We start from the raw sequence: 14,441 nt of genomic DNA on the forward strand, positions 1-14,441 counted from the left end.
GGGAGGACGACATGAAAGACTTCACCCGCCGGGCTTTGCTTCAGGGCGGAACGGCACTGGCCGCCGGCGGCATGCTGACCGGGCCTGCGCTGTTCGAATTCGCGAAAGCCTGGGCTGCGGATTCGCCTTGGAAGGCGGAGTCCGGTGCGAAGCTCACCGTGATGCGCTGGAAGCGTTTCGTCCCGTCGGAGGATGATGCGTTCAATGCCATGGTTGCAGCCTTCAAGTCGGCCACCGGCACCGAAATGAACGTATTCAGCGAGTCCTTCGAGGACGTGCAGCCAAAGGCATCCGTTGCAGCCAACACGGGCTCCGGCCTCGACGTCGCTTGGGGCCTGCACACGCTGCCGCAGCTGTTCCCGACCAAAGTCCTGAAGATGAACGACGTCGCCGACTATCTCGGCAAGAAATATGGCGGCTGGACGGACGCTGCAGCAAAGACCTGTAAGCTTGGCGATGACTGGCTGGGCATCCCGGTCGCGACCAACGGCGGCTACATGACCTACCGCAAGTCGGCGATGGACAAGGCGGGCTTCAAGGAATTCCCGAAAGATTTCCCGAGCTTCCTCGAGATGTGCAAGGCGCTCAAGGCGAACAACACGCCGGCGGGCTTCGCGCTCGGACACGCCAGCGGCGACGCCAATGGTTGGCTGCACTGGATCCTGTGGGGCCACGGCGCCTACACGGTCGACCAGAACGACAAGATCGTCATCAATTCGCCCGAGACCGCGAAGGCATTGGAGTATTGCAAGGCGCTATACGACACCTTCATCCCGGGCACGCCGTCCTGGAACGACTCCTCCAACAACAAGGCGTACCTGGCCGGTGAGCTCTATTGCACCCTCAACGGCATTTCGATCTATGTTGCCGCCAAGACCGATCCCACCAAGAAGGAACTGGCGGAAGACACCTATCACGCGCTGCATCCGGTCGGTCCGGTCGGCAAGCCAACCGAGCTTCAGCTTGCTCTGCCGATCCTCTCCTTCAACTTCACCAAATATCCGAATGCGGCGAAGGCCTTCATCGCTTTCATGCTGGAGAAGGAAAACTACGAGAAGTGGCTGGAAGGCGCGCAAGGCTATCTGACGCAGACCCTGAACGCCTATGAGACGGCGCCGGTCTGGACCGCAGACCCCAAGAACACCGTGTTCTCGCAGGCCTCCAAGCGCACCCTGCCAGCATCCGGCATCGGCACGGTCGGCGAGAAGGCGGCCACCGCGATCGCCGATTTCATCGTCGTCGACATGTTCGCCAACTACTGCACCGGTTCGAAGGACGCAAAGGGCGCGATGGCTGAAGCCGAACGGCAGTTGAAGCGCATCTATCGCTGACGTCACGGAGCGGGCGGTTTCGGCCGCCCGCCCCTCAACATTTCGATCAGGGATAAACGGGCATGGCTGATGTCGCAATTTCCCGGGCCAAGCCTCAGATGAGCAAGGCTGGCGCGTGGACCCAGCTCAAGCACAACCGCAATTGGCTCGGCTTCTGGTTCATGGTGCCGGCCATGATGTTCCTGATCTTCTTCCTGGCCTATCCGCTCGGGCTCGGAATCTGGCTGTCCTTCACGGACACGCGCATCGGCAGGGTCGGGCACTTCATCGCCACCGAAAACTACGAGTGGCTGTGGGACGATTCCATTTTCTGGCTGTCGGTGTTCAACACGTTGCTCTACACCTTCGTCGCCAGCGCTTTCAAATTCGGCATCGGGCTTTACCTTGCGCTGCTACTCAACGAGCACATGCCCTTCAAGGCGATGCTGCGCGCGATGGTGCTCATCCCCTTCATCGTCCCGACGGTACTCTCCGCGCTCGCCTTCTGGTGGATATTCGATTCGCAATTTTCGATCATTTCCTGGTCGCTGAGGCATCTTGGCCTGATCAGCCAGAACATCAACTTTTTGGGCGATACAACCTGGGCGCGCATTTGCGTGATCTTTGCCAATATCTGGCGCGGCGTGCCTTTCGTGGCGATCACGCTGCTCGCAGGACTGCAGACTGTCTCGCCCTCGCTCTATGAAGCGGCGACGCTCGACGGCGCCACGCGCTGGCAGAACTTCCGGTACATCACCTATCCGCTGCTGACGCCGATCATCGCGGTCGTGATGACCTTCTCCGTGCTCTTTACGTTCACCGACTTCCAGCTGATCTGGGCGATGACGCGTGGCGGCCCGGTCAACGCCACCCACCTGATGGCAACCCTGTCCTATCAGCGCGCGATCATCGCCGGGCAGCTCGGCGAGGGCGCCGCGATTTCCAGCGCCATGATTCCGTTCCTGCTCGCCGCGATCATGGTCTCCTGGTTCGGCCTGCAGCGACGCAAATGGCAGCAGGGAGAAAGCAATGACTGATCTTCCTGCTTCCAAAGTCGATCTCAAGAGCGTGCTGTCGACGCCGCCCCGCGTCGACAACAGCGAGGGTATGAGCTATCTGCAGTCGGTGCCGCGCAGGATCGTGACGCTGTATCTGCCGCTCACGATCATCGTCGTCATCCTGCTGTTCCCGTTCTACTGGATGGCGCTGACCTCCGTGAAGCCCGACGAGCAGCTGCTCGATCTCGACAAGTACAATCCGTTCTGGACCTGGAATCCGACCTTCAAGCACTTCCACAAGCTGCTGTTCGAGAGCTACTATCCGCATTGGCTCTGGAACACGATGTACGTGGCGATCTGCGCCACGGTGCTCTCGATTGTCGCCTCGGTGTTCGCCGCCTACGCCATCGTGCGCTTGCGTTACAAGGGCGCCAATCTCGTCGGCGGCTTGATCTTCCTCGCCTATCTGGTGCCGCCGTCGATCCTGTTCATTCCGCTCGCCACCGTCGTATATCAGTATGGCCTGTTCGATTCGCCGCTGGCGCTGATCCTGACCTATCCGACCATCCTGATCCCGTTCTCGACCTGGCTGTTGATGGGCTATTTCAAGACCATCCCGTTCGAGCTCGAGGAATGCGCGCTGATCGACGGGGCGAGCCGCTGGCAGATCTTGATCAAGATCGTCGTGCCGCTCGCAATTCCCGGCCTGATCTCGGCCTTCATCTTCTGCTTTACACTGTGCTGGAACGAGTTCATCTACGCGTTGACCTTCCTGCAATCGACCAGCAACAAGACGGTGCCAGTCGCGATCGTCAACGAGTTCGTGGACGGGGATATCTATCGCTGGGGCTCGCTGATGGCGGGAGCGCTGGCAGGGTCGCTGCCGCTGGTTATCCTTTACGCCTTCTTCGTGGAGCATTATGTGTCGGCGATGACCGGCGCCGTGAAGGAATGATGGCGGCCGGCCGTTGCAGCGCGTCGGTTCCGGCGCGTTCCGGCCAATAAGGCCAATAAGAAGGAGTAGGCTCTTGCACATTCTGGTTCTGGGCGCTGCCGGCATGGTCGGCCGCAAATTGTGTGAACGTCTCTTGCGCGACGGCCGGCTCGGCAAGAGCGACATCACCAAGATGACCATGCACGACGTGGTCGAGCCCAAGAAGCCGGAGAAGGCGGGTTTTGCCGTCGAGACTGTCTCGGGCGATTTTGCCGTGCCGGGCGCTGCCGAAAAGCTGATCGCCGGCCGTCCCGACGTGATCTTCCATCTCGCCGCCATCGTCTCCGGCGAAGCCGAGCTCGATTTCGACAAGGGCTACCGCATCAATCTCGATGGCACGCGGATGCTGCTCGACGCCATCCGCCTGGTCGGCGGCGGCTACAAGCCGCGCGTGGTGTTCACGTCGTCGATCGCGGTGTTCGGCGCCCCGTTCCCGGATGCGATCGGCGACGAGTTCTTCCACACCCCGCTGCTCAGCTACGGGACCCAGAAGGCGATCGGCGAACTCCTCCTCGCGGATTATTCGCGCCGCGGCTTCCTCGACGGCATCGGCATTCGCCTGCCGACCATCTGCATCCGGCCTGGCCTGCCCAACAAAGCGGCATCAGGCTTCTTCTCCAATATCCTCCGTGAGCCGCTCGCCGGCAAGGAAGCGGTGCTTCCGGTGTCGGAGGATGTCCGCCACTGGCACGCGACGCCGCGCTCGGCGGTCGGCTTCCTGCTCCACGCCGGTACCATGGACCTCGCCACGGTCGGCCCGCGCCGCAATCTGACGATGCCGGGCCTGTCGGCCACCGTCGGCGAGCAGATCGCCGCCTTGAAGCGCGTTGCCGGCGAGAAGGTCGCTGCCCGCATCAAGCGGGAGCCCGATCCTTTCATTGTCGGCATCGTCGGGGGCTGGCCGCGCAATTTCAACCCAAAGCGGGCGCTCGAGCTCGGCTTCACCACGGCCGAGAAGACCTTTGACGACATCATCCGCATTCACATCGAAGACGAGCTCGGCGGCAACTTCGTCGCCTGACGTAACTGATGAACAGCGTGGATATGACGATGGCGAGCGTGGCTTGCATCGGTGAATGCATGGTCGAGCTTCGACAGGCTCAGGGTGGGCAGGCAGGGCAGGGCGGTGGCCTGTTCTCGCGCGGCTTCGGCGGCGACACGCTCAACACAGCGGTGTATCTGGCGCGGCTCGACGTCAAGGTCGACTATTTCACCGCGCTCGGCGACGATGCGATGAGCGAGGAGATGATTGCGGCCTGGAACGCCGAGGGCGTCGGCACAAGGCGCGTGGTGCGGCTGCCGGGCAAGCTGCCCGGCCTCTACATGATCCAGCTCGATGCCAAGGGCGAGCGCCAGTTCTACCACTGGCGCGACAGCGCGGCGGCGCGGCAACTCATGAGCCTGCCGGAGACCGACGAGCTGCTCAACTCGCTGATGAGCTACGACATCGTCTATCTCTCCGCGATCACGCTCTCGATCTACGATCAGGCCGGGCGCGACCGCCTGTTTGCGGCGATCAAGCGCGCCCGCCTGCTCGGCACCCGCTTCGTGTTCGACACCAATTTCCGCGCACGCGGCTGGCCCGATCGCGACATCGCCCGCGAGGTGTTTTCTGCGGCCTTTGCCGCCGCCGACATCGTGCTGACGTCGGCCGAGGATCTGCTCGCGCTCTATCCTGGCGAAAGTCCTGAGCAATTGATGGCGCGCATCCCGACGCCGGAGCTGGTGTTCCGGCTCGCGGAGCCCGTCAGCCGGCTGCGCTACCCCGGTGGTACCAGCGAGGTCCGCGCTGAACCCATGACAAAGCCCGTCGTCGACACCACGGCGGCCGGTGACAGTTTTGCCGCAGCCTATATCGCGGCCCGCCTCGGTGGTTCCGATCCGGTCGAGGCGGCCCAATCGGGCCATCGCCTCGCCAGTCTCGTGATCTGCTATCCCGGCGCCATCATTCCGGGCTATGCCATGCCGCCGAAGAAGCGGCACCGGCCTGCGACCACACGCCAAGCCACGAAGTAGAGCCACGAAGTCACGCGACCAAGTCAACGAGACCCAGAAGATGCCCACTGCCGCCCAACAGAACCACCTCGTCGCGCTGTTCAAGGCGGCGACCGTCATTCCCGTCCTCACCATCGAGCGGATCCAGGACGCCGTGCCACTGGCAAAAGCCCTGGTGGCCGGCGGCGTCCGCACGCTGGAGGTGACCATGCGCACCCCTGTCGCGATCGAGGCGGCGCGGGCGATGATGGCCGAGGTCCCCGACGCGGTGGTCGGGATCGGCACCATCCTCAATCCGGCTGACTTCACCCGGGTCGAGAAGCTCGGCGTCGCCTTCGGCATCAGCCCGGGCCTGACCCCCGACCTCCTCAAGGTCGCCGCCGATAGCTCCCTGCCGTTTGCACCGGGCATCGCGACCGCCTCCGAGCTCATGACGGCGCTGTCCTACGGCTTCGACGTCGCAAAATTCTTCCCGGCCGAGCAGGCCGGCGGCATCAAGGGTCTCCGCTCGCTTGGCGGGCCGTTCCCGAACGTCCGGTTCTGCCCAACCGGCGGGGTCGGTGAGGCCAATGCGGCGACCTGGCTCGCCGAGCCCAATGTGGTCTGTGTCGGTGGTTCCTGGCTGTGCCCGACGGCGGAGATCAGGGCCGGGAACTGGGCCGGCATAACTGCCATCTGCCAGCGCACCCTCCAGGCCCTTAAACCCGCGTGAAGTCTTGCCCTCCCTGGGCTAAGACTTAGGTCAGCAAGAGACCGCCAGGGAGAGAAGACCATGACTGCCAGCATCGTCGGATGGGCGCATACGCCGTTCGGCAAGTTCGATACCGAGACCGTCGAGAGCCTCGTCACCCGGGTCGCCAATGAGGCGATGGCCGATGCCGGCATTTCGGCCTCCGATGTCGACGAGATCGTGCTTGGCCATTTCAACGCCGGCTTCTCGGCGCAGGATTTTACCGCCTCGCTGGTGCTGCAGGCCGACCCGAAGCTGCGCTTCAAGCCGGCCACCCGTGTGGAGAACGCCTGTGCGACGGGCTCGGCTGCCGTCCATCAGGGCCTGCGCGCGATCGCCGCAGGCGCGGCCAGAATCGTGCTTGTCGTCGGCGTCGAGCAGATGACCCGCACACCGGGGCCGGAGATCGGCAAGAACCTGCTCAAGGCCTCGTACCTGCCCGAGGACGGCGACACCGTCGGCGGCTTTGCCGGCGTGTTCGGCAAGATCGCCAGCTCCTACTTCCAGAAATACGGCGATCAGTCCGATGCGCTGGCGCTGATCGCGGCCAAGAACCACAAGAACGGCGTCGCCAATCCCTTCGCCCAGATGCGCAAGGATTTCGGCTTCGACTTCTGCCGCGCCGAGAGCGAGAAGAACCCATACGTCGCCGGTCCCCTGAAGCGCACCGACTGCTCGCTGGTGTCCGACGGCGCCGCCGCGCTGGTGCTGGCCGACACCGAGACCGCCAGGACCATGAGCAAGTCGATCGGCTTCCGCGCCACCGCGCATGCCCAGGATTTCCTGCCGATGAGCAAGCGCGACATCCTTCAGTTCGAGGGCTGCACGGTCGCCTGGCAGCGCGCTCTGGAGAAGGCGGGCGTGACGCTGTCCGATCTCTCCTTCGTCGAGACCCATGACTGCTTCACCGTGGCCGAGCTGATCGAGTACGAAGCAATGGGACTGACGCCGAGGGGGCAGGGCGCCCGCGCCATCAAGGAAGGCTGGACGCTCAAGGACGGCAAGCTGCCGGTCAATCCGTCCGGCGGCCTGAAGGCCAAGGGCCACCCGATCGGCGCCACCGGCGTCTCCATGCATGTGATGACCGCGATGCAGCTGGCCGGGCAGGCGCCCGAGGGCATGCAGTTGAAGAATGCCAAGCTCGGCGGCATCTTCAACATGGGCGGCGCGGCCGTTGCCAACTACGTCTCGGTTCTCGAGCCATTGAAGTAAGGTTCGACTCTTGTAGGGTGGGCAAAGGCGCAAAAGCGCCGTGCCCACCATTTTCCTTGCGGTAGATCATGGTGAGCACGCTTCGCTTTGCCCACCCTACGGCTCCTGATTGATTTGCGGAAAAGCATCATGAGCACTAACTACGAAGATTCACTCTCTATCGAAGCCCTCAACGATCGCATCGCGATTCTCGAGGATAATATCCGCCAGCTGATCGAGCAGGCCGCCGCCGCCTCCGGCGAGCAGAACGAGTCGCGCATCGCCGACCGCATCAACCAGCAGAACGACGAGCTCGAGCGTCTCATGAAGATCCGCGAATCCCGCCAGAAGAAATAGCGGCCGCGTCCGCGCGCATGCGGCTATTCGCCGGCCGCCCTTGCGCATGCGCCACCACTCCCCTTAGCTGGACCGAAATCGCGGGAGAGCCCGCGCAATCGGGAGCGAACCAATGGGGCCGCTGAAGGGCATCAAGGTCGTCGACATGACCACCGTGCTGATGGGGCCTTATGCGACCCAGATGCTCGGCGACTACGGGGCCGACGTCATCAAGGTGGAATCGCTCGACGGCGACGTCACCCGCCTGATCGGCCCGATGCGGCATGCCGGCATGGGCCCGGTGTTCCTCAACACCAACCGCAGCAAGCGTTCGATCTGCCTCGACCTGAAGAAGCCCGCTGGCCGCGAGGCCGTGCTGCGGTTGCTGAAGGATGCCGACGTTCTCGTCTACAACGTCCGACCGCAGGCAATGGCGCGGCTGCAGCTCGGCTATGACGTGGTCTCCGCGATCAATCCGCGGCTCGTCTATGCCGGTGTGTTCGGCTTCGGCCAGGACGGGCCATACGCGGCAAAACCCGCCTATGACGATCTGATCCAGGGCGCAACCGCGTTGCCGGCCTTGATGGCGCAGACCGGCGACGGCGTGCCGCGCTACGTGCCGAACGCGCTGGTCGATCGCATCGTCGGCCTCACCGCCGTCGGCGCGATCTGTGCCAGCCTCGTGCATCGCGACCGTACCGGCCACGGCCAGCGTCTGGACATCCCGATGTTCGAGACCATGGCCGGTTTCGTCATGGGCGATCACATGGGCGGGCTGACTTACGAGCCGCCGCTCGACAAGGGCGGCTATGCCCGCCACCTCTCGCGCGACCGCAGGCCGTACAAGACCTCGGACGGTTATCTCAGCGTCATCGTCTACAACGACAAGCAGTGGGAGAATTTCTTCAAGGCGACCGGGCGCGATGACCTGCGCGCTGATCCCAAATTCGCGACCTTTGCGGGGCGCGCCGCCAATATCGATGTCGTCTATGCCGAGCTCGCCCGCATCTTCGAGACGCGCACCACGGCTGAATGGATCGAGCTGCTGACCAGGGCCGACGTGCCCGTCATGCCGATGCACGACCTCGCATCGATCCTGCACGACGAGCATCTCGAAGCGACCGGTTTCTTCCCCGTCGTCAACCATCCGACCGAAGGCCCGATCCGCAGCATGAAGGTGACGGCGAGCTGGTCGGAGACCGCGGCCGAGCCGGTGCGGCTGGCGCCACGCCTCAACGAGCACGGCGCGCAGATCTTGCGCGAGATCGGTTACTCCGAGGGCGAGATCGCCGCCATGGTCCGCGACGGCGTCACACGCGCGGCACCGGAGTAGGGGGAAGATATGGCGAAGGCTCTCTCCGCCGTCATTCCGGGGCTCGCGAAGCGAGAACCCGGAATCTCGCGATTCCGGGTTCGGTCCTTCGGACCGCCCCGGAATGACGATGGGGGCGCGCCATGAGCTTCATCACCGGCGTTGGCCTCACGTCTTTCGGCAAGCACGAAGGCTCGTCCTCGCTCGACCTGATGACCAAGGCGGCGCGAGCTGCGCTCGACGACGCCGGCCTCAAGCGCGCCGAGATCGACGGCATCCTCTGCGGCTATTCCACCGTCTCGCCGCACATCATGCTGGCGACTGTTTTCGCCGAGCATTTTGGCATCCGCCCGTCTTACGCCCATGCCGTGCAGGTCGGCGGCGCGACGGGCCTTGCGATGACCATGCTAGCCCATCACCTCGTCGTATCAGGTGTCTGCCGCAATGTGCTCGTCGTCGCCGGCGAGAACCGCCTGACCGGGCAGAGCCGCGATGCCTCGATCCAGGCGCTGGCGCAGGTCGGCCACCCCGACTACGAGGTGCCGCTCGGTCCGACCATCCCCGCCTATTACGGCCTCGTTGCCAGCAGGTACATGCACGAATACGGCGTGACCGAAGAAGACCTTGCCGAATTCGCCGTGCTGATGCGTGCGCACGCCTGCACCCATCCTGGGGCGCAATTCCGCGATCCCATCACGGTGGCCGATGTCATGGCCTCGAAGCCAGTGGCGATGCCGTTAAAGCTGCTGGATTGCTGCCCGGTGTCCGACGGCGGCGCTGCGTTTGTGATCAGCCGGGAGCGAACCGGCGAGGCGGGCGTGCGGATCCGCGGCTGCGCGCAGGCGCATACGCATCAGCACGTCACCGCCGCACCAGGCTTAAGCGAGCTCGGCGCCGAAATCTCCATCGCGCGCGCGAAGGAGGCTACGGGGCTGGCAATATCAGACGTGCGTTACGCCGCGATCTACGACAGTTTCACCATCACGCTGGCCATGCTGCTGGAAGACCTTGGCCTTGCCGGACGAGGCGAGGCGGCTGCGCGCGTGCGATCGGGGCATTTCGGCCGCGACGGCGAGATGCCGCTCAACACTCATGGTGGACTGCTCAGCTACGGCCATTGCGGCGTCGGCGGCGCCATGGCGCATCTGGTCGAGGCGCATTTGCAGATGACGGGCCGGGCAGCGAATCGCCAGGTGCGTGACGCCTCGATTGCGCTGCTGCACGGCGACGGCGGCGTGCTGTCGTCCCATGTCAGCATGTTTCTGGAGCAAGTGCGATGAGCGAGCGCTTAGCTGATTGGACCAGGGGCGAAGAGGCCATTACCTACCAGGCCTGCGCCGCGTGCGGTCATGTCCAGTATTTCCACCGCGCTTTCTGCGCCGCGTGTGGAGCCGCAGGTCCGCGCGAGGCGCGCGCCAGCGGCAAGGGCAGGGTCTACGCAACCTCTCTGGTCTGCCGCGCCGCCACGCCCGAGACGCGCGCGCACGTGCCCTACAACATCCTCCTCGTCGATTGCGCCGAAGGATTTCGGATGATGGCCCATGGCGATAACGGATTGGCCATCGGCGATGCGGTCACGGCGAGCTTCAGGCCGTTTGCCGGTAAGCTCGTGCCGTACTTCGCCAAAGAGAAATAGTGGGATTGGGATGCTGTAGCCCGGATGGAGCGCAGCGAAATCCGGGAATCTCACCTCGCGGATAGATTTTCCCGGATTGCGCGGAGCCTGTCATCGGGCGGCGCTTCGCGCCGACCCGTTGGCTCCATCCGGGCTACGGCAGCCAACGTGGGATTTCGTCATTCGGGGGCGGTCGTGGGACCGAGCCTGGAACGGGAATTCTGGGCCTGGCCTGCCAGGGCCGCGCTTTGCGCGGTCCCGAGGGGGCCCCCCGGAATGACGAAAACCGTAAACCTCGAACTCAGCGCGCGTAGAACATGATGCTGGCGATGACGAGCATCGCCATCACCGCCAGCATATGCGCGAGCGCTTCCGAGGCTGCCCCCTTGGAGGCTTCCTTCATGCCGTTTTCTCCCTAGACTTGGGCATGACTCATCGTTGCGCGGTCAAGCGCAAAGACGGTCAATTGTTTTTACTCGGAACACCCCACTTCGAGTATTCACCGCAATTAAGTCCCCACGCGGCGAATATCGACTGTGCCAGCGTCGATCAGCAATGCGGCGGCAATTTGACTCGATAATGTTGCTCCTGCGTCGGGCTGCGAATAGAGTTTTTCGGAACTTATTCCGGTAACGACAATAAACCTCAAAGGCGTCAGGAAAAACCCAAGGTAAATCATGGCCCGTATCGACTACAGCGATCCGTCCAAGGCGTCCGACCGCACCCGCGAAATCCTCGACAAAAACCGCAACGCCAACATTTTCCGCATGATGGCGCATTCGCCGAGCTATTTTGAGCAGTATTGCCGGCTCGGCGGCGCCATCAGGCACAAGGGCGAACTCGATCCTGTTCTGCGCGAGCTTGCGATCACGCGCACCGGCATTCTGTGCGAGGCGCCGTACGAGATCATCGCGCACAAGCGCATCGGCAAGAATGTCGGCGTCACAGACGCGCAGAACGAGGCGCTGGCGAACTGGCAGGCCGCTGGCTGTTTCGATGAGACGCAGCGCGCCGCGCTCGCCTTCACCGACGAGATCGTCAAGCTGAAGAAGCCGACCAATGCGACCTTCAGGGCAATCGCCGCGAAGCTGACGCCGGCCGCACTGGTCGAGTTGCAGCTCTCGGTCGGATTCTACATCATGACGTCAAAGTTTTTGGAGACGTTTGAGATCGATCTCCAGCCCGTCACCGAAGTGGTGGGCTGATCAGACGCGAGCTGCGGGGGATGGTCATGACGATCGATGAATATGCGGCCTGGGCTGCAACCATTGCGAAAGTCGATGAGCATCCCTCGAACGAGCGGCTGTCCTATCTCGGGTTGGGCCTCGCCGGCGAAGCGGGCGAAGTCGCCGAGCACATCAAGAAACTCCTGCGTGACGACTGGCTCGACAAGGCGGGTCTCGTCGAAGAGCTCGGCGACGTTATCTACTACTGGGCCTGCCTGTGCGCCGCGACCGGCCAGCAGCCGTCCGAATTGCTCAAGGCCAGCGCCGCCAAGATCAAGCGGCGGATCAGCGAGGCGGCGAGCCGCTAAGGCAGGTGCGCGTTCGGGGGCGCTGACGGCATCCACAACGTCATGGCCGGGCTTGTCCCGGCCATCCACGCCTTGCCAGGCGCATGGAGAACGTGGACGCCCGGGACAAGCCCGGGCATGACGAGCTCCTGTCATAAGGTCGCTCACGTCGACGTCAGAATATCCACCTTGGTGTTGGCGACGATCAGGCGATCGGCCAGCAGCTGCGCCAGGTTGCGCATGATGCGCTCCGAGGCACGCGGATGCTGCCTGCGAAAGCGCTCAAAGTCCTTCAGCGGCACTTCGAACGCAGTCGCTGCCATATCCGCGAACACGTCGGCGGTACGGGCGGTCTCGATCAGGGCCATCTCGCCGAAGGCCATGCCGGCGGTCAGCGTCGCCAGGCGCACGCCGTCGGGCAGGGTGACATGCACCGCGCCGCTGCGCAGGAAGAACAGCGCATCGGCCGGATCGCCCGTCGTGACGATCTTTGCGCCGGACTGATAGGTCCTGATGGTGCAGATCGAGGCGAGATCGGTCAGCTCTTCCGCGCTGAGGCCGTCGAGCAGCGGCTGTTCGGACAGCTCGGTGGTCTCGTGAAAATCGATCGAGCCGCCGTAGCGATAGACGATCTGGTCTTCCGCCCATTCGATCGCCGTGTCGAGCAAATAGAAGTCGCGGACGTTCTTCAGCCCCGCGGTCCATTCGCGCAAGCTGTCCCATTCCCTGGAGGCGCGCCTGACGCCTGACAGAACCACGGTGACATCGAGCGCGGCGAGCTCCTCGAAGGCTTCGGCGATCAGGCGGGCGCCAGCGCGCGTCGTCGAGGTGACGCGGTGCAGGTCGAACACGACGATTTGCGGTCGCGGTCGCCCGGCGAGCCGCCGCGAGACATAGTCGACGGCCGACAGTGACAGCACGCCGACCAGCTCGATCACGCGCACGGCCTGCTCGTGCGCGGCAAGGATGTCGCGCTCCTGCTGGCGGCGGACGCGGCGTGACGGGCTCTTGCCGATGTCGTAGTCGGCGATCACGGCGTTGCGGGCGTCATCGCTGCGGTTGAGCATGTGCAGGTCGTAATGCGAGGACAGCGCCTCGCAGACCTTGATGCCGCGCACGCTGTTGCCGTGCTTGTCGAGCTTTGGCGAATAACTGCCGAGCCCGAGACGGGCCGGGAGCGCGGCCAGAATGCCGCCGCCGACGCCGCTCTTGGCGGGGATGCCGATCCGGTAGATCCACTCGCCGGCATAATCATACATGCCCGACGATGTCATCACCGACAGCGTGCGCGAAATCGCATACGGAGTCAGCACCTGTTCGCCTGTCACCGGATTGATGCCGCGATTGGCCAGCGTCGCCGCCATCACCGCGATGTCGCGCGCGGTGACCAGCACGGCACATTGGCGGAAATAGACGTCAAGGACTTCAGCGACATTGTCCGAGATCACCGCATTGGTCTTGAGCAGGTAGCCGATGGCGCGATTGCGGTCGCCGGTCTGGCTCTCCGAGGAGTAAACCGCCTCGTCGACGGCGAGCTCGCGGCCGGCAAAGCGGCTGAGCGCAAGCCGGATCTGCTCAAAGGCCTCAGATCCCTTGCTGTCGTAGATCAGCCCCGTGCAGGCGATCGCGCCGGCATTCACCATCGGATTGAACGGATGGTTTTCCGCGTTGAGCCGGATCGAGTTGAAGGGATCGCCCGAGGGTTCGACACCGATCGCCCCCTCGACCTTGCCCGCGCCCAAAAGATCCAGCGCCAAAGCGAACACGAACGGCTTGGACATCGACTGGATGGTGAAGGGCACCCGGGAGTCGCCCACCTCGTAGACATGGCCGTCAAGCGTGGCGAGGCTGATGCCAAAATAGGCAGGATCGGCTTTGCTCAGTTCGGGAATATAATCTGCGACATGACCTGCAGTCTCCGCGGAGAATTCATTGAGGCATGTGTCGAGAAACCGCAGCAGCGGCGGCTTCGAGCGGGTCCAGGCGGAGGCGTGCAACGGTTGCGCTATCATCGCTCCCTTGTGCAACGCATTAAGCATATGCGCAACCCGTCCGGTCTCGTGGTGACGCCCGAACGCAAGACGCCACGCGCCCTTCCGATATCATCTGTTTCAGATTGTCGTGGCCGACAAGCCGCTGATGGCGCGCGCTCAGCTCACGACGATCGCGATCGCCTGTCCCTCGGCAACGAGGTCATCAATCTTCACGAGCAATGATGTCAGCGTGCCTGATGCAGGCGATTGCACCGTATCTCCATCTTCATGGCTTCGACGACCACAACGTCCTCGCCATCGGCGACAGTTCCTCCAACTTGCGCGGGAGTTGCGCAGATGCGGCCGGCGACCTCCGTGACGATCTTAATTTCTGGCATGCCATCGCCTTTTTGTTGTCGTGGCAAAATGCCTGAGGTAGCGTCGTTCACAAAGTGGAATTTAATTCCGCAGAGC

General features: G+C 63.5%; 14 protein-coding genes and 1 pseudogene. 13 read left to right on the forward strand and 2 right to left on the reverse strand.

The window, feature by feature from the left end; all coding sequences use genetic code 11:
• The first annotated feature begins 11 nt into the window (after positions 1-11).
• From XH98_RS33890 to XH98_RS33950, 13 genes are all read left to right on the forward strand, one after another.
• Positions 12-1,331 carry an ABC transporter substrate-binding protein gene (locus XH98_RS33890; protein WP_271603149.1) on the forward strand — a complete coding sequence of 440 codons (1,320 nt, stop codon included), beginning with the start codon at positions 12-14 and terminating at the stop codon, positions 1,329-1,331.
• Positions 1,332-1,429: 98 nt separating this feature from the next.
• Positions 1,430-2,347, forward strand: a complete 918-nt coding sequence (locus XH98_RS33895; RefSeq protein WP_442868668.1) for a carbohydrate ABC transporter permease — start codon at positions 1,430-1,432, stop codon at positions 2,345-2,347.
• Positions 2,340-3,263, forward strand: a complete 924-nt coding sequence (locus XH98_RS33900) for a carbohydrate ABC transporter permease (RefSeq protein WP_271603147.1) — start codon at positions 2,340-2,342, stop codon at positions 3,261-3,263. Before XH98_RS33895 ends, XH98_RS33900 begins: the two co-directional genes overlap by 8 nt.
• Positions 3,264-3,336: 73 nt before the next feature.
• Entirely contained in the window at positions 3,337-4,323 is a 987-nt protein-coding gene (denD, locus tag XH98_RS33905; RefSeq protein ID WP_271621154.1) for a D-erythronate dehydrogenase, read from the forward strand.
• A 29-nt stretch (positions 4,324-4,352) separates the two neighbouring features.
• Positions 4,353-5,318, forward strand: a complete 966-nt coding sequence (locus tag XH98_RS33910; RefSeq protein ID WP_271603145.1) for a sugar kinase — start codon at positions 4,353-4,355, stop codon at positions 5,316-5,318.
• 40 nt (positions 5,319-5,358) lie between these two features.
• Positions 5,359-6,009 carry a bifunctional 4-hydroxy-2-oxoglutarate aldolase/2-dehydro-3-deoxy-phosphogluconate aldolase gene (gene eda / locus XH98_RS33915; RefSeq protein WP_271603144.1) on the forward strand — a complete coding sequence of 217 codons (651 nt, stop codon included), beginning with the start codon at positions 5,359-5,361 and terminating at the stop codon, positions 6,007-6,009.
• 60 nt (positions 6,010-6,069) lie between these two features.
• A complete protein-coding gene (locus XH98_RS33920) occupies positions 6,070-7,239 on the forward strand; it encodes an acetyl-CoA acetyltransferase (protein WP_271603143.1) in 1,170 nt (389 codons plus the stop codon).
• A gap of 129 nt (positions 7,240-7,368) precedes the next feature.
• On the forward strand, positions 7,369-7,575 hold the full coding sequence (locus tag XH98_RS33925; protein ID WP_057758191.1) for a hypothetical protein: 207 nt from the start codon (positions 7,369-7,371) through the stop codon (positions 7,573-7,575).
• A 112-nt stretch (positions 7,576-7,687) separates the two neighbouring features.
• Positions 7,688-8,887, forward strand: coding sequence for a CaiB/BaiF CoA transferase family protein (locus XH98_RS33930; RefSeq protein ID WP_271603142.1), 1,200 nt, complete (start codon positions 7,688-7,690; stop codon positions 8,885-8,887).
• Between the two features lie 122 nt (positions 8,888-9,009).
• Positions 9,010-10,146, forward strand: coding sequence for a thiolase family protein (locus XH98_RS33935; RefSeq protein ID WP_271621155.1), 1,137 nt, complete (start codon positions 9,010-9,012; stop codon positions 10,144-10,146).
• Positions 10,143-10,502 (forward strand): Zn-ribbon domain-containing OB-fold protein, encoded by a 360-nt coding sequence (locus tag XH98_RS33940; RefSeq protein WP_271603140.1) that lies wholly within the window; start codon positions 10,143-10,145, stop codon positions 10,500-10,502. Before XH98_RS33935 ends, XH98_RS33940 begins: the two co-directional genes overlap by 4 nt.
• Positions 10,503-11,158: 656 nt before the next feature.
• Positions 11,159-11,686: a carboxymuconolactone decarboxylase family protein gene (locus XH98_RS33945; protein WP_271621156.1), complete on the forward strand. Its 528-nt coding sequence runs from the start codon at positions 11,159-11,161 to the stop codon at positions 11,684-11,686.
• A 26-nt stretch (positions 11,687-11,712) separates the two neighbouring features.
• Complete coding sequence (locus XH98_RS33950) at positions 11,713-12,015, forward strand: nucleoside triphosphate pyrophosphohydrolase family protein (protein ID WP_057759035.1); 303 nt, start codon at positions 11,713-11,715, stop codon at positions 12,013-12,015.
• A gap of 143 nt (positions 12,016-12,158) precedes the next feature.
• Here XH98_RS33950 and glsA read toward each other — a convergent pair whose 3' ends face one another.
• Positions 12,159-14,006: a glutaminase A gene (gene glsA / locus XH98_RS33955; RefSeq protein ID WP_271621157.1), complete on the reverse strand. Its 1,848-nt coding sequence runs from the start codon at positions 14,004-14,006 to the stop codon at positions 12,159-12,161.
• Positions 14,007-14,144: 138 nt separating this feature from the next.
• Positions 14,145-14,365: pseudogene (locus XH98_RS33960) on the reverse strand (acetyl-CoA carboxylase biotin carboxyl carrier protein subunit).
• Between the last annotated feature and the right edge of the window lie 76 nt (positions 14,366-14,441).

This window comes from Bradyrhizobium sp. CCBAU 51745 (assembly GCF_028128715.1).
Taxonomy (GTDB): Bacteria; Pseudomonadota; Alphaproteobacteria; order Rhizobiales; family Xanthobacteraceae; genus Bradyrhizobium; species Bradyrhizobium manausense.

Bases quoted from the DNA above. Each gene is read 5' to 3' on its own strand.
- XH98_RS33925 (WP_057758191.1), top strand. From the start codon at position 7,369: ATGAGCACTAACTACGAAGATTCACTCTCTATCGAAGCCCTCAACGAT.
- XH98_RS33940 (WP_271603140.1), top strand. From the start codon at position 10,143: ATGAGCGAGCGCTTAGCTGATTGGACCAGGGGCGAAGAGGCCATTACC.
- eda (WP_271603144.1), top strand. From the start codon at position 5,359: ATGCCCACTGCCGCCCAACAGAACCACCTCGTCGCGCTGTTCAAGGCG.
- XH98_RS33890 (WP_271603149.1), top strand. From the start codon at position 12: ATGAAAGACTTCACCCGCCGGGCTTTGCTTCAGGGCGGAACGGCACTG.
- XH98_RS33950 (WP_057759035.1), top strand. From the start codon at position 11,713: ATGACGATCGATGAATATGCGGCCTGGGCTGCAACCATTGCGAAAGTC.
- XH98_RS33930 (WP_271603142.1), top strand. From the start codon at position 7,688: ATGGGGCCGCTGAAGGGCATCAAGGTCGTCGACATGACCACCGTGCTG.
- XH98_RS33910 (WP_271603145.1), top strand. From the start codon at position 4,353: ATGGCGAGCGTGGCTTGCATCGGTGAATGCATGGTCGAGCTTCGACAG.
- XH98_RS33945 (WP_271621156.1), top strand. From the start codon at position 11,159: ATGGCCCGTATCGACTACAGCGATCCGTCCAAGGCGTCCGACCGCACC.
- XH98_RS33900 (WP_271603147.1), top strand. From the start codon at position 2,340: ATGACTGATCTTCCTGCTTCCAAAGTCGATCTCAAGAGCGTGCTGTCG.
- XH98_RS33895 (WP_442868668.1), top strand. From the start codon at position 1,430: ATGAGCAAGGCTGGCGCGTGGACCCAGCTCAAGCACAACCGCAATTGG.
- XH98_RS33935 (WP_271621155.1), top strand. From the start codon at position 9,010: ATGAGCTTCATCACCGGCGTTGGCCTCACGTCTTTCGGCAAGCACGAA.
- XH98_RS33920 (WP_271603143.1), top strand. From the start codon at position 6,070: ATGACTGCCAGCATCGTCGGATGGGCGCATACGCCGTTCGGCAAGTTC.
- glsA (WP_271621157.1), bottom strand. From the start codon at position 14,006: ATGATAGCGCAACCGTTGCACGCCTCCGCCTGGACCCGCTCGAAGCCG.